We start from the raw sequence: 19,652 nt of genomic DNA on the forward strand, positions 1-19,652 counted from the left end.
GTTTCCTCCACCATATTATAAGTACATGCTTATTGTTTTTATTGTTATCCCGTGGTTACGTTATGATATGATCTTCTTGATGGCAACGATTTTGATAGGCGCACCATGGCACGTCCGAATTTTCTTTTGATAACCGTCGATCAGTGGCCCGGCGCCCTCATGAACATGGCCGGGCGGGGCGACATCGACACGCCGACCCTGGACCAGCTTGCCGAAAACGGTGTGCGCTTTCCCAATGCCCATTCCGAATGCCCGATCTGCATTCCCGCCCGGCGCAGCATGATGACCGGCACCGCCCCCCGCCAGCATGGCGACCGGGTGTTCCAGCCCGCCCTGCCCCGGCCCGATCTGCCGCTGCTGGCGGATGCCTTCCGCGATGCGGGGTATCAGACCGGCGCGGTGGGCAAGCTGCACGTCTATCCGCCCCGCGACAGGATCGGCTTTGAAGAGGTGATAAGCTATGAAGAGGGCCGCCCGCAGCTTGGCGGCCCCGACGATTGGGATCTGTGGTTGGCCGACAGGGGGCAGGCCGGGCTTGGCTATGCCCACGGCATGGGCAACAACGGGTATGAGCACCGCCCCTGGCACCTGGACGAGGCCAGCCATCCCACCGTCTGGCAGGCCCGCCAGATGTGCCGCATGATCCAGAGGCGCGACACCACGCGCCCGGCCTTCTGGCACCTGTCGTTCAATTTCCCGCATCCGCCCATCGTGCCGCTGGCCGATTATCTTGCCATGTACCAGGGGCGCGACATCCGCCCGCGCGTCACCGGCGACTGGAACGACGACATGCCCTTCGCCCTGGCCAAGGCGCGGCAGTCCTGGCCGGCCCTTTCGGACGAAAGCCTTGCCGCCATGCGCCGGGCCTTCCATGCGCAATGCACGCTGATCGACCACCAGATCCGGCTGGTGATCGGCACGCTGCGCGAATCCCTGCTTCTTGACGATACGGTGATCGTGTTCACCGGCGATCACGGCGACATGCTGGGCGACCACGGGCTTTACGCCAAACGCCTGATGCTGGACGGTTCGGTATCGGTGCCGCTGATCATGATGGGACGGGCCGGCTGTGACCGGCTGCGCCCCGGCGGTGTCGATACCCGGTTGGCGGGCCTGCAAGACATCATGCCGACCCTGCTGGACCTGGCGGAAATCGAGCGGCCCGAAAGCTGCACCGGCGTTTCGCTGGTGGGCGATGCCCCGCGCGAAACCCTGTATTGCGAAGCGCTTGAAGGGCCGATGGCCATGCGCATGGTCACCGGTGGACGATGGAAGCTGATCTGGTATCCGGCGGGCAACCGGCTGCAACTTTTCGACCGCCAGGACGACCCCGACGAAACCCGCAACCGCGCCAACCACAGCGACACGGCCAGAATTCAGGCGCACCTGACCGACATCCTGATCGGCGAACTCTATGGCGAGGATCTGGACTGGATCAAGGGTGGCCGTCTGGTGGGCTTCGACGCCCCCGCCCTGCCCGCGCCCCAGAACCGGGCCCTGTCGGGCCAGCGCGGGCTGCATTATCCGCAACCGCCCGCCGACGATCCGTCAAAGGTGGTGGGCGCCCCCTAGGCCCGGTCGCGGATCACCGTCTTCACCTGCTCCAGCAGGCGTTCGGACAGGGGCAGCAGCGGCTGATCGCTGCGCCAGACGACGCCGCCTTCGCGGAAGGGCATTTCCGACACCGTGCGCACCACCTTGATCTCGGGATAGGCATTGGCATGGGCCCGCGACAGGAAGCCCAGCTTCTGACTGAAGCGCAGGATGTTGATCATCGCCCGAACCGAGTTCGTCTCGACCGAGGGTGGCGGCAGTTCCACATCGGCCTGCCGGAACAAGCGGCGCAACAGCTGCCGGCCGAAGGTGTCATAGCCGGTCAGGGCCCAGGATTGCCCGGCCAGGTGCGCCAGGGTCTTGGGCGGCCCCTGGTGGATCGGATGATCGGTACGGGCCAGGATGTGCATCTTCTCGCGCAGCAGGATGCGCGACTGGTAGACCGAGCCGAAATAATCGTCGGTCAGCGAGGCGAAGAACAGTTCGATGTCGCCCTTGTCCAGCTTCTGGCGCAGATCGTCGTTCAGGGCCACGGTCAGTGACACGCGCACGTTGGGCCGTTCCTGTTGCAGGGCCGAAATGGCAATGGGCAGGATTTCATGAATCCAGTCCGGCCCGCAGCCCACCCGCAACAACCCGCCCGAGCCGCTTTTCATCTCGGCCAGCTTGTCGGTCAGCGCCTCGGTGCTTTCCTCCAGCTTCTGGGCATAGTCCAGCAGCGTCTCGCCGTAAGGGGTCAGTGACATGGGGCGGGTCGACCTGTCGAACAGCGTCACGTCAAGCTGGCGTTCCAGCTTGGCAATGGCCTGGGTCAGGGCCGGTTGCGACACGCCCAGGCCCTGCGCCGCCACGGTCAGGTTGCGGGTGGCGCAGACGGCAACGAACTGGGGCAGGCCGGTCAGTTTCTTCATCATCGGATCGGGGCGGCCGGCATGGCCCGCCGCCCCACGCTCCTTATTCGATGGTGATGTCCAGCGTCTTGCCGATGGTGTCGTTCCATGCGGTCACGCAATCGGCGCCGCAGCGTTCGGCAAAGGCGGGCAGGATCGCCTGTTTCACGGCTTCGGCGCGCAGGGCCTCGTCGGCCTCGCTCAGCGGCACCAGTGTCATGCCGGCGGGCTCGCCCTCGGGGCAGGGGCCCTGGGTGTTGCAGGCCAGGCCGGTTTCGGTTTCCGTCGCCGCCAGTTCGAAGATCGAATCCTCAAGCCCGCGCAGGGCCTTGGTCAGATACTCCTGCACCGAAGCATCCAGCCCGTTCCACCAGTCGAGATTGGCAAGCTGTGCCGCCAGCCCGAAGTTCACCGGCATGGGCGAGATGAAATCCGCGCTTTCGTGCCACTTGGCCTTGTAGCCCGACAGCGCGCCGGTGATGGCGCAATCCACCACGCCGCTGGACAGGGCCGGCTGCACCTCGGCAAAGGCGATGGACAGGGGCGAACCGCCCAGATGCGACACGAAGGCCTGCTGCGACGCCCCCGAGGCGCGCACCTTGCGCCCGGCCAGATCGGCGAGCGACGAGAATTCGTCGCGGCAATAGATCACCTGCGCCTGGTAGGTGCCAAAGCCCAGCAGCTTGATGTTGTGTTCGCTTTCCAGGAAGGCGGCGTAATTCTCGCGCCAGGGTTCCAGCACCTCGCCCAGTTGTTCGACCGAGTCGAGCAGGCCCACCAGATCCGTCGCCTCGTTGCGCGGCACCTCGCCCGAGTTGTAGGCCAGAACCGTGGTTGCCATCTGCAACGTGCCGTTTGAAACCAGACGGAAGATTTCGCCGCCCTTGAAGCCAAGCTCGGTGAAGGGTTTGACGTTGGCCGTCACCTTGCCGCCGGTTTCCTCGGGCACCTGGGTGGTCCAGAAGGGCAGTTCGCGGTCGGTGTACATCGACAGCCCGCCGATCGAGCCGACGACGTTGAATTCCGTCTCGGGCATGTCCTGGGCCAGCGCGGGCATGGCGATCAGCGCGGCCAGCGCCCCGGTTGTCAGAAGTTTCATGTGTATTCTCCCTGTTGTACGACGTTAACCGCCGGTTTTCGGATTGACGATGGTGGGCAGCCAAAGCGCCAGCTGCGGAAAGGAAATCAGAAGCGCGATCATCACCAGCATGGCCACAAGGAAGGGCGCGGCCCCCTTGAACAGGTCGGTGAAGGCGCCGCCCCCCTTGCGCACGGCCTGCACGACATAAAGGTTCATGCCCACGGGCGGGGTGATCAGCGCCGCCTCGATCAGGATCACGAAGACGACGCCCCACCAGACCGGCGAATAGCCCAGTTCGACGACGACCGGCACGATGATGGGGGTGGTGGCGATCATCATGCTGAGCGTCTCCATGAAACAGCCCAGCAGCAGGTAGAACACGACGATGGCCAGAAGCATGCCAAGGGGCGGCCAGCCCAGGGTCAGCACCGCGTCGGTGATCGCCTGCACAAGGCCGATGGAGACCATGACGAAGTTCAGGAAAAACGCCGCGATCACGATCAGCATGATCATGCAGGTGGTGCGCACCGTCCCCTCGAAGGCGGCCAGCAGGACAGGCAGGCTGAGCTTGCCGTTCAGCGCCACCAGGATCACCGTGGCGATCAGGCCCAGCGCCGCCGCCTCGGTCGCGGTGGCAAGCCCGGCATAGATGCTGCCCACGACAATGGCGAAAAGGCCCAGCGGCGGCAAAAGATGCGGCAAGCCGCGCAGCCGCTCGGGCCAGAGCGATCCGCCCCCCACCGCCGGGCCATCCCAATGCGGGCGCAACAGGACCAGCGCCAGGACGATGCCCGAGAAAAGGCTGGCCAGGAGGAACCCGGGAATGAAGCCCGCGGCGTAAAGATCGGCCACCGAGGTGTCGGTCAGAACCGCATAGATGATCATGTTGATGCTGGGCGGAATCAGGATGCCCAGCGTTCCTCCGGCAGCGATGGACCCAAGGAACAGCGGCCGGTTGTAGCCGCCCTTGTCCATGTTCGGGATCGCCACGGTGCCGATGGTGGCGGCGGTGGCAATGGAGCTTCCCGAGGTGGCGGCGAACACCGCGCTGGCGGCGATATTGGTGTGCATCAGCCGCCCGGGCAGGCGGGCGAACCAGGGCGTGAGTGCCGTGAACAGCCGCCCCGACACGCCGGAACGGTGCATGAGTTCGCCCATCATGATGAACATGGGTGCGGCGATCAGGATGAAATCTTCCGAACTGTTCCAGGCCAGTTCGCCGGCGGCCCCCGTCATCGGGAAAAAGGCATATTGCTCCGAAAGGATATAGCCGGTCAGGGCCAGCACCGCCGCGACAGGCAGGGACAGAACCAGCATCCCCAGCAGCAGAAGAAAGGCCGTGAGGATCATGGCCGATCCCCCGCGGCGTGCACCGCCTCGTCGATCTCGGCGTCCAGGTCGGCCGAGCCCACCGCCGCGTCGAACCCGCGCCGGTCGCGCCGCAACAGCCGCCAGATGGCCTGAAGCGGGGCCAGAACCGCGACACAGGCGAACCAGAACAGCCCGATCCACCAGATGCCTTGGGGAATGAAGATCGGGATCTGCAGGTTCGACATCGACCGCGCCCCCATGGACCAGGACTGCGAAACCGTGCCCCAGGCAAACCAGGCCAGCGCGACCGCCACCAGCGCCAGCGCGGATGAAGCCAACAGATCGCAGGCCGCACGTAACGGAAACGGCAGGTGCGAGACGATGAAATCGACCCGGATATGGGCCTTGGTGGTGACGGTATAGGCCATGCCCAGCCCGATGCAGGCGGCAAGGCCGTAACCCGAAATCTCGAAACTCTCGATCACCGAGCGGTTGAGGAAGAACCGTGCCAGCACGTCGATGGTGATAGGCACCGCGCAGCCGAACAGGATCACCGCGCCGGCCACCCAGGCCAGCCATCGTGAAACCCGATGCGTCAGCGGTTCGCTCATCCCATGCTCCCTTCCCGGTTCAGCCCAGCACGCGGGGCCGCCATTGTCCAGTTTGCCGGGGCCCTGGCAAAGGATTTGCACCGCCTGCGGCGGCACAAGGCCTCCGGCGGGAGTTTTTCAGGCAAGAAAGAGGGGGGCGCGGCGCCGGGGGCCAGGTGGGGTTCAGTCATCGACATAGCCATCGGCCCGATCCTCGGCGCTGGCCTTGGGGTCGCGCGCGGCGGGGTCGCCGTGGCCACCGCCGCCGGGGGTTTCCATACGCACCACGTCGCCCGGGCGCAGGGGGTGGCCGATGGTCTTGGCCGCCAGGGGCGTGGTGACGCCATCGCGGGTGACCGAAAGGCTGCCGCCGCGGCCCGGCTGCCCGCCGTCCAACCCGTAGGGCAGGGAATCGAAGGCGTCGAAGGCGCTGTTGAGCAACCCGCTTTCGGCCAGGAACTCCCATTCGCGCACAATGCCGAGGCCGCCGCGCATCCGGCCCGCGCCACCCGACCCGGGCACGAGGCCGTAACGGGTGAAGCGCAGGGGAAACAGCGCCTCGATCATTTCCACCGGCGTGTTCTGTCCATTGTGGAACCCGGCGGCCAGGCCATTTGGCCCGTCGCGTTCGGGGTGCGCACCCCAACCGCCCAACTCGCTGTCGAAATAGACCTGCCGCCGCCCATCGCTGTGGCGGATGTTGACCGCGTGGTTGAAGGTGGTGCCGTAGTAGGAGGCCGGTATCCGGTCGGGCAGAACTTGTGCAAAGGCCCGCAGCACGGCGGTGGCGATCTTGTGGCCCGGCAGCATCCGCATCGACACCGGCGCGGGAAAGGCGGCGTTCACAAGGCAGCCTTCCGGCGCGGTGACCGTGATCGGGCGATAGCAGCCGGCGTTCACCGTGCCCGTCACCCCGCAGGCGGCGATCACGGCGTAATAGACCGCCGATGTGGTGGTGGCCATGGTGGCGTTGATCGGACCCTTGGCCTGATCCGCCGTGCCGGTGAAATCCAGCGCGATGTCGCTGCCGCTGATCGTCAGGGCGACGCTGATCCGCTTGCGCCCTTCCTCCAACCCATCGCCATCGACGAAATCCTCGGCTTTGTAGGTGCCATCGGGCAGGGCCGAGAGGGCGGCGCGCATTTCGTGTTCGGCATGGTCCAGCAGGGCGCCGCCGATCTGTTCAAGCGCGGCGGCGCCGTATCGGTCGGCCAGCCGCAGCATCGCCCGCGCCCCCACGTCCAGCGCGGCGATCTGGGACAGGAAATCGCCGCGAAAGGTTTCAGGTTCGCGCACGTTCTGCAGGATCGTGGCAAAGAGATCCTCCTGCATCCTGCCATCGCGCACGATCCGGACGGGGGGCAGGCGCAGCCCCTCCTGGAATACCTCGACCGCATGGGCGTTGTAGCCGCCGGCCGCACCGCCCCCCACGTCGACGTGATGGATCAGCACGCAGGTGATGGCGATGCGTTCACCGTTGCGGAACACCGGCTTGAAGGCGATGAAATCGGGCAGATGCTGACCGCCGCAATAGGGATCGTTGGTGACGATGACATCGCCATCGCGCCAATCCTCCAGCGGGATATGGTGCTGCACGACGTGATGCAGGCACAGCTCCATCGAGTTCAGATGCACCGGCATCCGCGCCGCCTGGGCCACGTTGCGCCCCTGCCCGTCGAAGACGGCGGTGGAGTAATCCAGCAGTTCGCGCACAGTGGTGGAGCGCGAGGTGCGCCAGACCGTGACCGACATCTCCTCGGCCACCGAGACCAGCGCCGCCGAGACGATTTCAAGCAACACGGGATCGGGGCGGGTCATGGGGTTTTCCTTGCGGTCATGTCGCCGGTGTCGGTCATGGTCAGGGACCAGCCGCCGGGGATCAGAAGGGTGGTATAGGCCTGTTCGATGATGGCCGGGCCCTGCACTTCGGTGCCCGGGGGCAGCGAAAGCTGGCGATGCACGGGTGTGTCCTGCCATTGCCCGTCGATGTGAACCGGGCGATGGCCCGGCGCATCGGTTTCGCTGGGGGCATAGGGCGTGGCCCCTGTGGCGGTATCGCCCAGGGTGCCGATGGCGGTCAGGCGCAGGGTCACGATTTCCACCGCCTCGGCCGGGTCGTCGAAGGAAAACCGCTGGCGATGCTGATCCTCGAACCGGTCGCGCAGGGTTTGCAGACTGGCCTTGTCGGCCTCGCCCTCGGGCATCGCCACCAGCAATTCAAACGCCTGTCCGCGATAGCGCATATCGGCGGCCAGGGTCAGGGCGCGGCGATCCTCGGGCAATGCGTCACGGTCCAGCAGCGCCGCGCCCTGTGCGCGCAGATCGGCGGCAATGGCGTTGAGCGTCGGCAGGCTGTCGGGCGCAAGCGGCAGGATCTCGGTGCGCGACAGATCGTGCTGGATGTCCGAGAACAGGATGCCATGGGCCGAGAATGTCGAGGGATCGCGCGGAAAGATCACGCGGGTGATGCCCAGTTCCTCGGCCACCTCGCAGGCGTGCAATCCCCCGGCGCCACCAAAGCTCATCAAGGCGAAGTCGCGCGGGTCCAGCCCCTTGGCGAACAGCGAGAACTTGATCGAGGCGGCAAGTTTCGCGTTCACCACCGCAAGGATGCCCGCCGCCGCATGATCGGGGTCAAGGGACAGGGGCTGTTCCACCTTTTCGCGCAGGGCACGGCGCGCGCCGTCGAGGTCAAGCGCGAAGCTGCCGCCCAGGAAGGTGGCCGCGTCCAGCCGCCCGAGGATCAGGTTCACGTCGGTGACCGTGGGTTCCGTTCCGCCGCGCCCGTAACAGACCGGCCCCGGCACGGCGCCCGCGCTGCGCGGCCCCACCTGCAACCGGCCCGAGGGATCGACAAAGGCGATGGAGCCGCCCCCTGCCCCGATGGTGTGCATTTCCACCATGGGCACGCGCACCGGCAGGCCGTCGATTTCGCCCTGGGTCACAACCGTGCGTTCGCCGCCCGATACCACCGCCACGTCATAGCTGGTGCCGCCCATGTCGACGCCCACCACATCGGGGGCGTCCAGCCTGTTCGCCAGTTTCTGCGCCGCCAGAACCCCGCCCGATGGCCCCGACAACAACAGCTTCACCGGTGCCTGAACCGCCGCTTCAAGGCTGATCGCGCCGCCGTTGGACTGGATCAGATACAGCGGCGCCGTGATCCCGGCCTCGGACAGGCGGCGGCGCAGCGCCGCGACATAGCGCGAGATCACGGGCACCAGAAGGGCGTTCAGAACCGTGGTCGCCGTGCGTTCGAATTCGCGGATCTCGGGTGAAACCTCGTGACTACAGGACACCGCCATGTCGGGGCAGCGGGCCAGCAGGCGATCGCGGATGGCGATTTCATGTTCGGGGTTGGCAAAGGCGTTCAGCAGGCAGACCGCACAGGCCGTCACCCCCGATTGCGCCACCCGGTCGATCACCCCGTCCAGCGCGCCCATATCGATGTCGCGCACCACCTCGCCCGCGGCACCGATCCGCCCCGGTGCGCCGAACCGGTGACGGCGCGCAATCAGGATGCTGCGGTCGGGGCCTTTCAGGGCGTATATGTCCTGGCGGGCGTGGCGGCCGATTTCCAGCACATCCTCGAACCCTTCGGTGGTGATCAGCGCACCAGAGGGCAGATCGCGGGTCAGCACGGCGTTGGTGGCGATGGTGGTGCCATGGAGGATCAGCGCGATATCGGCGCTGGAAAAGCCGAACCTTTCGCCCGCCAGCGCGATGGCATCGGTCAGCCCGCGCGCCGGATCGTCGGGCGTTGTGGGCGATTTCAGGCTGTGCGCCGCGCCGGTCGTGGCGTCGCGAAACTCCAGATCGGTGAAGGTGCCGCCAATATCGACGGCAATGGTGATCCGGGGGGCGGTGGGCGGCATGAGAGAGGTTCATCCTGTTGATCGGCCTGTTCCGGGACAAGGTTTGCCGATGCCAGCCATAATATCAAATCGATTATTCTTGGCAGAAGTTATCAGGTTTTTCTATCACCCTGCCAATCGCGCGCCGTCCGCAGCGCCATCTGCGCCGCCGTCGACACCACGTGGCTTTTCGGATCGCCAAGATAGCTGGCGGTGAATTGCAGCGGCTGTGGTGTCCAGCCGGGTTCGAAGCGGCGCAGGGTGCCGCGCGCTACCATGGGATGGCCCAGGGCCGACGGCAGGGCGGCAACGCCCAGCCCCGCCTCGACCAGCCGGAAACAGGCCGAAAGCGACGACGACGAGAAAAGCTGCACCCCCGGCCCGACCCTTTCGAACAGGGCCGCCTTCAGTTCGCGGTGGGGGCGGGTGTTGCGGGCATAGGTGATGACCGGGCGGGTGGCGATCAGCGCGGCGTCACCCCCGGGCGGGGCGGGGCAATCGGCGGCGACATACCAGGCCAGGTCGAACCCCGGCAGCGCGACATTGTCGACGCTGGAATCCGACACCGGGCCCAGCAGGAAGGCCAGGTCGATCTCGCGGTTCACAAGTGCATTGCGCAGGTTCGACGACACATCGACGGCGATCTCGATCTCGACCTTGGGAAAGGCGCGATGCAGGGCGCCCACCAGATCGGGAAGCCAGCATTGCGCCACGGTTTCCGCCACGCCCAGCCGCAGGCGCATCTCGATCCCCTCGGGGGCGACAATGTCGGCGGCCACCTGCTCGGACAGGTGTTCGAACTGTTCGGCATAGCGGATCAGCATTTCACCCCGACGGGTAAGGGCAAGGCCGCCTGCCGTCCGGTCGAACAGCGGCACCGCCAGCGATTCCTCAAGGGCCTTGATCCTGGCACTGACGGCAGGCTGGGTCACGCCCAGGCTTTGCGCGGCGCGGCGCACACCGCCCAGGCGCACCACCTCGAGAAAGGTTCGCAGCTGTTCAAGGTTGAGCCGGGTCATCGGGTCTCCTGCCGGGTGGGCGATCGGTGTCACCATTGGCCGGCGCGGGCCGCTTGGCAACGCAAAGCCGCCCCGGCCCGGCAATGCGAAGGTGGATCGAATCCGCGAAGGGGCGCATAGTTCACCCCATAACCAGGGAGGGACAGATGGGTATTGTCAGCGTGATCGCCGCCGCTGTGGTGGCATGGCTGTTCGGGGCGGTGTGGTACGGGCTGATCGCCAAGCCCTGGATCGCCGCATCGGGCCTTGACGAAGAAAACCTGAACCGCAAGGATCCGGTGCCCTATATCGGCAGTTTCATCGCCACCCTTCTGGTTGCCGGCATCCTGCGGCAACTGCTGGGGATGAGCGGCGTCATGACCGTTTCGGGCGGTATCGTGACCGGGTTCTTCCTGGGGCTGTTCATGGTCACCCCCTGGATCGCCACCAACATCCTGTTCCAGGGGCGGCCGAAATCGCTGATCTGGATGGACGGGGCCTATCCCACTGTCGGCATGGCCCTGATGGGGCTGGTCCTGACACTGTTCTGATGCGCGCGATCACCAGTTTCGCCGCGCTTGAACGCCTTGGGCGCCAGCGCCTGTCGCGCCATTTCCACATGCGCGATTTCCTGATGAGCGAGATCGCCAGCTTTCACGCGATCCCGAACATTCCCGACGATCCGGCCCTGGCCCTTGCGGCGGGGCGTGGGCTGTGCCGGAACCTGCTTGATCCGCTGGTCGAAACCTTCGGCCCGCTGACCCTGCGTTCGGCCTTTCGCAGCGCCCGGGTGAACGGGTTCGGCAATGCCCATGGGCTGAACTGTTCGCGCAATGAGGCCAGCTTTGCCAACCACATCTGGGACAGGCGCGATGATGCGGGCGGCATGGGTGCCACGGCCTGCATCTCGATTGCGTGGTTTGCCGACCAGTACGACAGGGGGCGTGACTGGCGCGACCTGGCCTGGTGGCTGCACGATCATCTGCCCTATTCCGAGATCTTCTTTCACCCCGTCCGCGCCGCCTTCAACCTGACCTGGCATGAGATGCCCCGGCGCAGCATCTCATCCTATATCGCGCCGCGCGGCAAACTTCTTGCCGCCGGGGCCGAACCGGGCGAACCCCCGGACGTCCGGCGCCGCCGCTATGCCGATTTTCCGCCGCTGGGCGAGATCGCCTATCCGCCCGTGCCGTGCCCCTGAAACGACAACGCCGCCCGAAAGGGGCGGCGTCTCCGGCTGTTGGTGCGGGGCGGTTCAGCTATAGACCGCTTCCTTGCCGAAATGCTTGGTCAGCATGTAATAGATGACGGCGCGATACTTGTTGCGCTCGGACTTGCCGTAGATCTCGATCACCTTGTTGATCGCATCCATCAGCTCGGGGCTGTCGGGCAGGCCCAGCTTCTTGATGAGAAAGTTGTTCTTCACCGTCTCCAATTCGTCCGGCTGGGAACCGGCGACCGTCGAGGCATCGGCATTGTAAATCGCCGGGCCACAGCCCTTGGTGACCTTGGTCAGAAGATCCATGTCCGGCGTCATGCCGCATTTGTTCTTCAGGTCGTCCGCATATTGCGCGATCAGATCGTCACGTTTTCCCATCGGTCCCTCACTGTTGTCATTTCGCCGTCCATCGTTTGCGCCCCGCAGGTCACAGCCGGATAAAAGCGCAGGAGCCGCCCGTCTGACAATGGCCAATCTGCCCGAATGGCCCGGCAAGGCCGATTACCGCCGCAATTCAGCGCCCAAGAAGGCCTTCCAGGGCGTCGCGCCCGATGGACCCGGGGGCAAGACCTTCGCGCGCCATGCGGCGCCCCAGTGCGACAAGCGCCGCGTTCAGGGGTGTTTCCACCCCATGCGCCTTGCCCAGTTCCACGATTTCGCCGTTCAGGTAATCGGTTTCCACCGACCCGGTGCCGCGCAACAGGCTTTGCAGGGTCGATCCCCCCGGGCGCGGCACGCCTTCGATCTCGCCCGACCGCAGAAGGGTTTCGCGCCGCGGGTCCGAGGCATCCTTGTCGTCCCATGCAATGCCGGCGGCGGCAAGGACCGCCCGCGCCTCGGCCCGGACGGGGCCGGTCAGGTCGTCGGCGGGTTCGCCCGCCCCCAGCGCGGCCTGGATGATGTTGCCCAGGTTCAACAACAGCTTGCCATGCTTGCTGTCCATCACCCGGTCGAGAACGAAACAGGCCATGCCCGCCGCCTCAAGCGCCCCGGCAAGGGCGTGATCGTCCCTGTCGTTGCCCTGGGGGTATCGCCCGATGTCCAGGATCGCCAGGCGCGGGGTGGCGTGCACCGCAACGGTGCCGGGCGTCAGGTAGGTGCCGGGCATCATCACGGTGACGCCATGGGTGTTCATCCCCATGGACGCGGCAAGCCGTTCGTTGGCGACACCGTTCTGAAAGCAGAACACCGGCTGATCCCGCAACCCGCATTCCGCCAGCCGCGCCAGGGCGGCGGCGGTATCCTGCGATTTCATCGTCAGCAGGATCATGTCGCCCTCGCGCAGGTCGATCTCTTCCGGCCCGCCGACGCAGGGAAAATGCGCGTGGCGTTCGCCATCGGGGGTCAGCAGGCGCAAACCGCCCTTGCGGATCGCGTCCAGCTGCGCGCCGCGCGCGATCCCGATCACATCCTGCCCGCTGTCGGCAAGGGCGACGGCCAGGCCGCCGCCGATCCCGCCGACACCGTAGACGATGAACCGCACGTCAGTAGCGGTAGTGTTCGGGCTTGAACGGCCCTTCGGGCGACACGCCGATATAGGCGGCCTGTTCGGCGTTCAGCTTGCTCAGCTTCACGCCGATCCGGTCAAGGTGCAGGCGCGCGACCTTTTCATCCAGGTGCTTGGGCAGGATGTAGACCTCGTTCTTGTACTGCCCGCCGTTGGTCCAGAGTTCGATCTGCGCCAGCACCTGGTTGGTGAAGCTGGCCGACATCACGAAGCTGGGGTGACCGGTGGCATTCCCGAGGTTCAGAAGGCGGCCTTCGGACAGAAGGATCAACCGGTGCCCGTTGGGCATCTCGATCATGTCCACCTGTTCCTTGATGTTGGTCCACTTGTGGTTGCGCAGGCTGGCCACCTGGATTTCGTTGTCGAAGTGGCCGATGTTGCCGACGATGGCCATGTCCTTCATCTCGCGCATATGCTCGATGCGGATCACGTCCTTGTTGCCGGTGGTGGTGATGAAGATGTCGGCGGTGGACACCACGTCTTCCAGCAGGACCACCTCGAACCCGTCCATGGCGGCCTGAAGGGCGCAGATCGGGTCAACCTCGGTCACCTTCACCCGCGCACCGGCACCGCGCAGCGACGCGGCGCTGCCCTTGCCCACGTCGCCATAGCCCATGACGACGGCGACCTTGCCGGCCATCATGGTATCGGTGGCGCGGCGGATGCCGTCGACCAGGCTTTCCTTGCAGCCGTACTTGTTATCGAACTTCGACTTCGTGACGCTGTCGTTGACGTTGATGGCGGGGAAGGGCAGATCGCCTTTCTTCACCAGGTCGTACAGACGGTGAACGCCGGTCGTCGTTTCTTCGGAGACACCCTTGATCTGGTCGCGCATCTTCGTGAACCAGCCCGGCGACTGCTCCATCCGCTTCTTGATCTGCGCGTGGATCGCCACTTCTTCCTCGGACGAGGCAACGCCCAGGTCTTCGCCCGCCTCGGCCTTGGCGCCCAGCAGGATATAGAGGGTCGCGTCGCCGCCATCGTCCAGGATCAGGTTCGGGCCGTCGGCAAACTGGAAGGACCGGTCCAGGTAATCCCAATGCTCTTCCAGGCTCTGGCCCTTGATCGCGAAGACCGGAACGCCGGATTCGGCAATCGCCGCCGCCGCGTGATCCTGGGTCGAGAAGATGTTGCACGAGGCCCAGCGCACATCGGCGCCCAGTTCCACCAGCGTTTCGATCAGGACGGCGGTCTGGATCGTCATGTGCAGCGAACCGACGATGCGCGCGCCGCTCAGCGGTTTCTTCTGGCCGTATTCCTCGCGCAGGGCCATCAGGCCCGGCATTTCGGTTTCGGCAATATCCAGCTCCTTGCGGCCATAGGCGGCGAGTGAGATATCCTTTACGACGTAATCCTTGGCCATGGTGCCAGACTCCTGATGCAAACCCTCGGTTGCGGGGGGATTATCACCCTGTCCCCCCCGCCGCAATGAAAGGCAGCTGCGATGAAACAACCACGCGCATGGCAACGCATGCTGTCGGGGCGCCGGCTGGACCTGCTGGACCCGACGCCGGTGGATATCGAGATCGAGGATATCGCCCATGGCCTGGCCTTCGTGGCCCGCTGGAACGGCCAGACCCGGGGCGACCATGCCTATTCCGTGGCCGAACATTCGCTGCTGGTGGAAACGCTGTTCACGCGGATCGCGCCCGAGGCGCCGGTGAAATGGCGGCTGGCGGCGCTGCTGCATGACGCGCCGGAATACGTGATCGGCGACATGATTTCACCCGTGAAGGCAGCGGTCGGCCCCGGCTATGGCGCGCTGGACGATCGGCTGACGGCGGCGATCCACCTGCGGTTCGGCCTGCCCGCGACGATCCCGGCGACGATCAAGAAACAGATCAAGAGGGCCGACAAGATCAGCGCCTGGCTGGAGGCGACCCAGATCGCCGGATTTGCCGAAGCCGAGGCGTCGAAGTTCTTCGGCAGGCCCGATCCCGCGATGATCGAGGGGCTTGCCATCATCCTGCGCCCGCCGGTCCAGGTGCGAGCCGATTTCACCGCACGCCACCACGCCCTGCTGGCCCGGATCTGAAGGAGGCGCTTCGCGCCATTCCATACCCTGTCTGGCGCCCTTTTCCGATGGACCGCGCAACAACCTGTGATGCGCGCCCGGCCGACGCGCCTCCGGCGGGAGTATTTTCGGCAAGAAAGAGGGGGCGGTTCAGCGGGGCGAGCGTTTGGCCAGGATGCGCTGCAGGGTGCGGCGGTGCATGTTCAGGCGGCGGGCGGTTTCACTGACGTTGCGGTCGCATTGTTCATAGACGCGCTGGATATGCTCCCAACGCACCCTGTCGGCCGACATCGGGTTTTCGGGGGGCGGGGGCAGGGCATCGCCCTTGGCCAGAAGCGCCGCCGTGATCTCGTTCGCGTCGGCGGGTTTGCTGAGATAATCGGTCGCGCCGATCTTGACCGCCGCCACCGCCGTGGCGATCGCGCCATAGCCGGTCAGCACGACGATGCGGCTGTCGGGGCGGCGTTCGCGGATGGTTTCCACCACGTCCAGCCCGTTGCCGTCTTCCAGCCGCAGGTCGATCACCGCATAGGCCGGGGGGCGGGCGGTGGCGATGGCGCGCCCGCCGGCCACGGATTCCGCCGTCTCGACCTCGAACCCGCGCTTTTCCATGGCGCGGGCCAGGCGTTTCACGAAGGGTTCGTCGTCATCGACCAGAAGCAGCGTCCTGTCGTCACCGATTTCGTCTTCTGCCATCTGGACGCCCCTTTTCGGCACTGCGCTTTCCCCAACCAACTAGAGCGCCGGTGGCCGCGCGTCAATTTCTAGGCGGCCTTGTCGAGGAAACAGGCTGTCCGTTCGGCAACTTCCTGTTCTGTCACGCCTTCGTTGCCGTTCACGCCGGGTGCTCCGCGGAAGAATTCGACGAAGCCCTGTTCGGGCAGGACGAGATAGGTGAAGACCGAATGATCCATCAGGTAGAATTCATCGTCCTCGGCCCCGCGCCGGGCATAATAGGTCTTGAAGGCCTGCGACGCCGCCTTGATCTGTTCGGGCGAACCGGTCAGACCCAGCATCTCGGGGTGCATGTAATCGGTGAACTCGGCCAATACCTCGGGGGTGTCGCGGGCCGGGTCGATGGTGATGAAGACCGGCTGCACGTCGTATCCCTGTTCGGCCAGAAGATCGACAGCATAGGCGTTGCGCGTCGCATCCATGGGGCAGACATCGGGGCAGAAGGTATAGCCGAAGTAGATCAGCGACGGCTTGGTGATCACGTCCTTGTCGGTCACCGTTTCACCGGTTTCGGAAACCAGGGTGAAGGGCCCGCCGATGGCCGCCGATCCGCCCGCGATCTGGCTTTCGCGGCACGAGGCGAAAAGATCGCCCGAGGTGCCCGCCGTCACATACCACCACAAGGCGCCCAGCATCGCCAGCAGGGCCACGACCGCCGCGATTGCATATATCCTGATCATCCGTAACTCTCCAATTCGACCGCATTGCGTTGATCCGCCGCCCGGGCCGGACTTACAAGGGGACAACGTGACACATTCCCGCGACGCCGTGCGCATGAAGGGGGCCATCTTGCATTCTGCCTTTGACAATGCCCACCGCTCGAACTGGGTGCGGTTGCGCACCCTGATCTACCTGCGCTCCATCGCGGCACTGGGTCAGGCGGCGGCGATCCTTGTGGGCTATTACGGGTTCGGGCTGGCCTTGAACCTGGGGTGGTGCTTTGTCGCCGTGGGGGCGGCGGCGATTTCCAACATCGTGCCGCTGTTCATCTTTCCGGGCAACAAGCGCCTGTCGGAATCCGAGATGCTGGCCATCCTGCTGTTCGACATCACGCAGCTGAGCTGTCTGCTGTTCCTGACCGGCGGCATGCACAACCCCTTTGCCCTGCTGATCCTGGCGCCGGTGACGATTTCGGCTACCGCCCTGCAACTGCGTTCGACCGTTCTGGTGTCGGGGGTGGCCATCCTGGCCATGACCCTGGTGACCTGGTGGTACATCCCCCTGGCCACCCAGAGCGGTTACCTTCTGGAAATGCCCGAGATCTTCGTCTTCGGGTTCTGGACGGCGGTCATGATCGGCATCCTGTTCCTCGCCGCCTATGCCCGGCGCGTCACATCAGAAGTGAATGCCATGGCCGATGCCCTGGTGGCCACGCAACTGGCCCTGTCGCGCGAACAGAAGCTGACTGACCTGGGCGGCGTGGTGGCCGCAACCGCGCACGAGCTGGGCACGCCCCTGGCGACCATCAAGCTGGTCTCGGGCGAAATGCTGGACGATATCGAAGACCCCGACCTGCGCGACGACATCCTTCTGATCGCGCAGCAGGCCGACCGGTGCCGCGACATCCTTCGCTCCATGGGTCGGGCGGGCAAGGACGATCTGCACCTGCGCACGGCGCCCATCGCCACCGTCGTGCAGGAAGCGGCCGAACCGCACGGCACAAGGGGCAAGACCATCGTCTATCATGTGGCCCCGTTGCCCGGAGCAGATGAGCGCCAGCCCGAAATCTACCGCCGGCCGGAGATCATCCATGGGTTGCGCAACCTGGTACAGAACGCCGTTGATTTTGCCAGCACGACCGTGCGGATCGACATCACCTGGTCGAAAGACCAGATTCGCGTTCGCATTGCCGATGACGGGCCGGGCTATCCCGCGCATGTCCTGCCACGGCTGGGCGATCCCTTCCTGCGGTCGCGCGGCGCTGGCGACTCGAACCGGCAAAGACCGGGGTATGAGGGCATGGGGCTGGGTCTTTTCATCGCCAAGACGCTGCTTGAGCGGTCGGGGGCCGAGCTGAGCTTTGCCAACGGGCGCGAGGATGGGCCGGGCGGCGGACAACCCGGTGCATCGCCGGGGGCCATCGTCGAATCGCTTTGGCGCCATGACGAGATTGCCCTGTCGCCCCGTGACGGGCGAATCGCCCTAGGGTTGAATCGCCAGATTGAAACCCCATAGCGGCCAATCGGCATCTTTGGCGGTGAATTGATGACGATTCAGCGGCTTTCCGGGGCCGGAACGGGGGCGGTTAACCTTTCGTTAAGAAATGACTCAACAGGCTGCATCCGGGACGAGAGTAACGGTGCAAGACAATGACGCTTCAGGTTGTAGGAATGGCTGTGCTGGCCATGACTGCCGCCTTGATCGTGTCGTTCGGTGCGTTGATGGCGCTGAACGCATGGGACAGGTGGCGAATGGTGCAAGGCGCGGCGGCGGTCGATCCGGCGGGGTCGGCGGTGTCGTTCCTGTTCGATGGTCCGCAACTGGTGGATTACAGCCAGGCCGGGCAACTTCTGATGTCGTCCAGCGGGCGGGACATACAGGATTTCTCGGGCCTTGCCGGCCTTCTGGGGCAGCGGTTTCCCGACCTGGTGGACCAGCGCGACCGGCTGGGCCTTTTCGGACAGTGCAACCTCTATTCCGCCGACCGAAGCGAGATCGCAACGCTCAGCCGGCACCGCGACCGGCTTCGCCTTGCCCTGGCCGAGGTCGAGGCGCCGGGCGACCGCATCAGCCTGGACCGCCCGACCCTGCTTTCGATCGAGCGTGAGCTGGGCAATCTGCGCGACACCACCGAGAACATGCCCTTCCTTGTCTGGCGCCAGGATGGCGAGGGCAACATCACCTGGGTCAACCGCGCCTATCTTGACACCTGCAGGGCCCATGGCGATCCGGCGCGCCTGGGGGTCTGGCCGCCGATCCGCCTGTTCGACATCGACATGGGGCAGATCGCCACTGCCCAGCGCCAGAGGCTGACCACAAAGGGCGACGCGCCCGACCGGTGGTTCCAGTTCCATATCACGCCGCTGGGGGATGAATTCCTGATCTCGGGGATGAATGTCGACACCGTGGTCAAGGCCGAGGAATCGCAGCGCACCTTCGTTCAGACCCTGTCGAAGACATTTGCCGATCTGCCCGTCGGTCTTGCCGTCTTCACCCGCGACCGGCGGCTGGCCCTGTTCAACCCGGCCCTTGCCGACCTGACGACGCTGGCCCCCGAAAAGCTGATCATGCGGCCCACGATCTTCGGGTTCTTCGACATGCTGCGCGATCTTCAGATGATGCCCGAACCCAAGGACTACAACTCGTGGCGCGAACAGATCGTCGATCTCGAGGCATCGGCGGCCAATGGCACCTACCGCGACACATGGCACCTGCCCTTCGGGCGCACCTTCCGCGTGACGGGCCGCCCGCAGATCGATGGCGCCGTCGCGCTGCTGTTCGAGGATATCAGCGACGAAATCGGGATGAGCCGCCGCTTCCGCACCGAGCTTGAGATCGGGCAATCGGTGCTGGATAGCCTGGAGGACGGCCTGGCCGTCTTTACCCCCAACGGCGTGCTGACCCTGACCAATGCCGCCTACGACAGCTTGTGGAAGACGGAAACGCGCGAAGGGCTGGACACGCCCTATGTCGATGATGCCACGCGCCATTGGGCCGCGCTCAGCGCGCCCAGCGCCATCTGGGGCGAGGTGCGCGATTACATCCTGTCGGACCGTCGCGGCGAGGCATGGATGGGCGAGGCGATGCTTCTGGATGGCCGGCCGATCCGCGCCACGCTCAGCCCGGTCGTGGGGGGGTCGACCCTTGCGCGCTTTGAAATATGCACCGACCGGATGAAGCCGATCCGCCCGACACAGCCCGTCGCCCGCAGCAGGCGGGCCACACAGGGCGCCTGATCC

At 65.4% G+C, this 19,652-nt stretch carries 18 protein-coding genes; 6 read left to right on the forward strand and 12 right to left on the reverse strand.

Going from position 1 to position 19,652, the window contains the following annotated elements; genetic code table 11:
* The first annotated feature begins 105 nt into the window (after positions 1-105).
* Positions 106-1,572: a sulfatase-like hydrolase/transferase gene (locus H7828_RS05345; RefSeq protein ID WP_226779973.1), complete on the forward strand. Its 1,467-nt coding sequence runs from the start codon at positions 106-108 to the stop codon at positions 1,570-1,572.
* Here the strand turns inward: H7828_RS05345 and H7828_RS05350 are convergent.
* The 7 genes from H7828_RS05350 to H7828_RS05380 all read right to left on the reverse strand — a co-directional run bounded on the left by H7828_RS05350 (position 1,569) and on the right by H7828_RS05380 (position 10,299).
* A complete protein-coding gene (locus tag H7828_RS05350; RefSeq protein ID WP_226779974.1) occupies positions 1,569-2,465 on the reverse strand; it encodes a LysR family transcriptional regulator in 897 nt (298 codons plus the stop codon). The two genes, H7828_RS05345 and H7828_RS05350, sit on opposite strands and share 4 nt — an antisense overlap.
* A gap of 43 nt (positions 2,466-2,508) precedes the next feature.
* Positions 2,509-3,543, reverse strand: coding sequence for a TRAP transporter substrate-binding protein (locus H7828_RS05355; RefSeq protein ID WP_226779975.1), 1,035 nt, complete (start codon positions 3,541-3,543; stop codon positions 2,509-2,511).
* Positions 3,544-3,567: 24 nt separating this feature from the next.
* Positions 3,568-4,875 (reverse strand): TRAP transporter large permease, encoded by a 1,308-nt coding sequence (locus H7828_RS05360; protein WP_226779976.1) that lies wholly within the window; start codon positions 4,873-4,875, stop codon positions 3,568-3,570.
* The gene (locus H7828_RS05365; RefSeq protein WP_226779977.1) at positions 4,872-5,447 is read right to left on the reverse strand and encodes a TRAP transporter small permease subunit; all 576 of its coding nucleotides are present in this window, start codon (positions 5,445-5,447) and stop codon (positions 4,872-4,874) included. Before H7828_RS05365 ends, H7828_RS05360 begins: the two co-directional genes overlap by 4 nt.
* A 162-nt stretch (positions 5,448-5,609) precedes the next feature.
* Positions 5,610-7,244 carry a hydantoinase B/oxoprolinase family protein gene (locus H7828_RS05370; RefSeq protein WP_226779978.1) on the reverse strand — a complete coding sequence of 545 codons (1,635 nt, stop codon included), beginning with the start codon at positions 7,242-7,244 and terminating at the stop codon, positions 5,610-5,612.
* On the reverse strand, positions 7,241-9,301 hold the full coding sequence (locus H7828_RS05375) for a hydantoinase/oxoprolinase family protein (RefSeq protein ID WP_226779979.1): 2,061 nt from the start codon (positions 9,299-9,301) through the stop codon (positions 7,241-7,243). Before H7828_RS05375 ends, H7828_RS05370 begins: the two co-directional genes overlap by 4 nt.
* Positions 9,302-9,393: 92 nt before the next feature.
* A complete protein-coding gene (locus H7828_RS05380; RefSeq protein ID WP_226779980.1) occupies positions 9,394-10,299 on the reverse strand; it encodes a LysR family transcriptional regulator in 906 nt (301 codons plus the stop codon).
* Positions 10,300-10,445: 146 nt separating this feature from the next.
* Between H7828_RS05380 and H7828_RS05385 the strand changes: the two genes are divergently transcribed.
* Together H7828_RS05385 and H7828_RS05390 are read left to right on the forward strand one after the other, a co-directional pair.
* Complete coding sequence (locus H7828_RS05385; RefSeq protein WP_226779981.1) at positions 10,446-10,829, forward strand: DUF1761 domain-containing protein; 384 nt, start codon at positions 10,446-10,448, stop codon at positions 10,827-10,829.
* Positions 10,829-11,479: a hypothetical protein gene (locus tag H7828_RS05390; protein ID WP_226779982.1), complete on the forward strand. Its 651-nt coding sequence runs from the start codon at positions 10,829-10,831 to the stop codon at positions 11,477-11,479. Before H7828_RS05385 ends, H7828_RS05390 begins: the two co-directional genes overlap by 1 nt.
* Positions 11,480-11,533: 54 nt before the next feature.
* Here H7828_RS05390 and H7828_RS05395 read toward each other — a convergent pair whose 3' ends face one another.
* The 3 genes from H7828_RS05395 to ahcY all read right to left on the reverse strand — a co-directional run bounded on the left by H7828_RS05395 (position 11,534) and on the right by ahcY (position 14,367).
* The gene (locus tag H7828_RS05395) at positions 11,534-11,875 is read right to left on the reverse strand and encodes a DUF2853 family protein (RefSeq protein WP_226779983.1); all 342 of its coding nucleotides are present in this window, start codon (positions 11,873-11,875) and stop codon (positions 11,534-11,536) included.
* Between the two features lie 136 nt (positions 11,876-12,011).
* Positions 12,012-12,980, reverse strand: coding sequence for a ketopantoate reductase family protein (locus H7828_RS22925; RefSeq protein WP_226779984.1), 969 nt, complete (start codon positions 12,978-12,980; stop codon positions 12,012-12,014).
* Between the two features lies 1 nt (position 12,981).
* Positions 12,982-14,367: an adenosylhomocysteinase gene (ahcY, locus tag H7828_RS05405; RefSeq protein ID WP_226779985.1), complete on the reverse strand. Its 1,386-nt coding sequence runs from the start codon at positions 14,365-14,367 to the stop codon at positions 12,982-12,984.
* Between the two features lie 81 nt (positions 14,368-14,448).
* On the opposite strand from ahcY, the gene H7828_RS05410 reads away from it, so the two are divergent.
* Positions 14,449-15,039, forward strand: coding sequence for an HD domain-containing protein (locus H7828_RS05410; RefSeq protein WP_226779986.1), 591 nt, complete (start codon positions 14,449-14,451; stop codon positions 15,037-15,039).
* Positions 15,040-15,168: 129 nt separating this feature from the next.
* Here H7828_RS05410 and H7828_RS05415 read toward each other — a convergent pair whose 3' ends face one another.
* The gene (locus H7828_RS05415; RefSeq protein WP_226779987.1) at positions 15,169-15,714 is read right to left on the reverse strand and encodes an ActR/PrrA/RegA family redox response regulator transcription factor; all 546 of its coding nucleotides are present in this window, start codon (positions 15,712-15,714) and stop codon (positions 15,169-15,171) included.
* A 68-nt stretch (positions 15,715-15,782) separates the two neighbouring features.
* Positions 15,783-16,433 (reverse strand): SCO family protein, encoded by a 651-nt coding sequence (locus tag H7828_RS05420; protein WP_226779988.1) that lies wholly within the window; start codon positions 16,431-16,433, stop codon positions 15,783-15,785.
* 94 nt (positions 16,434-16,527) lie between these two features.
* Between H7828_RS05420 and regB the strand changes: the two genes are divergently transcribed.
* Together regB and H7828_RS05430 are read left to right on the forward strand one after the other, a co-directional pair.
* Positions 16,528-17,928 (forward strand): sensor histidine kinase RegB, encoded by a 1,401-nt coding sequence (regB, locus tag H7828_RS05425; RefSeq protein WP_226780363.1) that lies wholly within the window; start codon positions 16,528-16,530, stop codon positions 17,926-17,928.
* A 155-nt stretch (positions 17,929-18,083) separates the two neighbouring features.
* The gene (locus H7828_RS05430) at positions 18,084-19,649 is read left to right on the forward strand and encodes a PAS domain-containing protein (RefSeq protein WP_226779989.1); all 1,566 of its coding nucleotides are present in this window, start codon (positions 18,084-18,086) and stop codon (positions 19,647-19,649) included.
* Positions 19,650-19,652 lie beyond the last annotated feature (3 nt).

Origin of the sequence: Oceaniglobus trochenteri, from assembly GCF_020529025.1 — a bacterium.
In the GTDB taxonomy this organism is placed as follows: domain Bacteria; phylum Pseudomonadota; class Alphaproteobacteria; order Rhodobacterales; family Rhodobacteraceae; genus Oceaniglobus; species Oceaniglobus trochenteri.

Coding starts and splice junctions, on each gene's coding strand:
- ahcY (WP_226779985.1), bottom strand. CDS start 14,367: ATGGCCAAGGATTACGTCGTAAAGGATATCTCACTCGCCGCCTATGGC.
- H7828_RS05395 (WP_226779983.1), bottom strand. CDS start 11,875: ATGGGAAAACGTGACGATCTGATCGCGCAATATGCGGACGACCTGAAG.
- H7828_RS05410 (WP_226779986.1), top strand. CDS start 14,449: ATGAAACAACCACGCGCATGGCAACGCATGCTGTCGGGGCGCCGGCTG.
- H7828_RS05355 (WP_226779975.1), bottom strand. CDS start 3,543: ATGAAACTTCTGACAACCGGGGCGCTGGCCGCGCTGATCGCCATGCCC.
- H7828_RS05360 (WP_226779976.1), bottom strand. CDS start 4,875: ATGATCCTCACGGCCTTTCTTCTGCTGCTGGGGATGCTGGTTCTGTCC.
- H7828_RS05375 (WP_226779979.1), bottom strand. CDS start 9,301: ATGCCGCCCACCGCCCCCCGGATCACCATTGCCGTCGATATTGGCGGC.
- H7828_RS05385 (WP_226779981.1), top strand. CDS start 10,446: ATGGGTATTGTCAGCGTGATCGCCGCCGCTGTGGTGGCATGGCTGTTC.
- H7828_RS05345 (WP_226779973.1), top strand. CDS start 106: ATGGCACGTCCGAATTTTCTTTTGATAACCGTCGATCAGTGGCCCGGC.
- H7828_RS05365 (WP_226779977.1), bottom strand. CDS start 5,447: ATGAGCGAACCGCTGACGCATCGGGTTTCACGATGGCTGGCCTGGGTG.
- H7828_RS05390 (WP_226779982.1), top strand. CDS start 10,829: ATGCGCGCGATCACCAGTTTCGCCGCGCTTGAACGCCTTGGGCGCCAG.
- H7828_RS05415 (WP_226779987.1), bottom strand. CDS start 15,714: ATGGCAGAAGACGAAATCGGTGACGACAGGACGCTGCTTCTGGTCGAT.
- H7828_RS05430 (WP_226779989.1), top strand. CDS start 18,084: ATGGCTGTGCTGGCCATGACTGCCGCCTTGATCGTGTCGTTCGGTGCG.
- H7828_RS05370 (WP_226779978.1), bottom strand. CDS start 7,244: ATGACCCGCCCCGATCCCGTGTTGCTTGAAATCGTCTCGGCGGCGCTG.
- H7828_RS05420 (WP_226779988.1), bottom strand. CDS start 16,433: ATGATCAGGATATATGCAATCGCGGCGGTCGTGGCCCTGCTGGCGATG.
- H7828_RS05350 (WP_226779974.1), bottom strand. CDS start 2,465: ATGAAGAAACTGACCGGCCTGCCCCAGTTCGTTGCCGTCTGCGCCACC.
- regB (WP_226780363.1), top strand. CDS start 16,528: ATGAAGGGGGCCATCTTGCATTCTGCCTTTGACAATGCCCACCGCTCG.
- H7828_RS05380 (WP_226779980.1), bottom strand. CDS start 10,299: ATGACCCGGCTCAACCTTGAACAGCTGCGAACCTTTCTCGAGGTGGTG.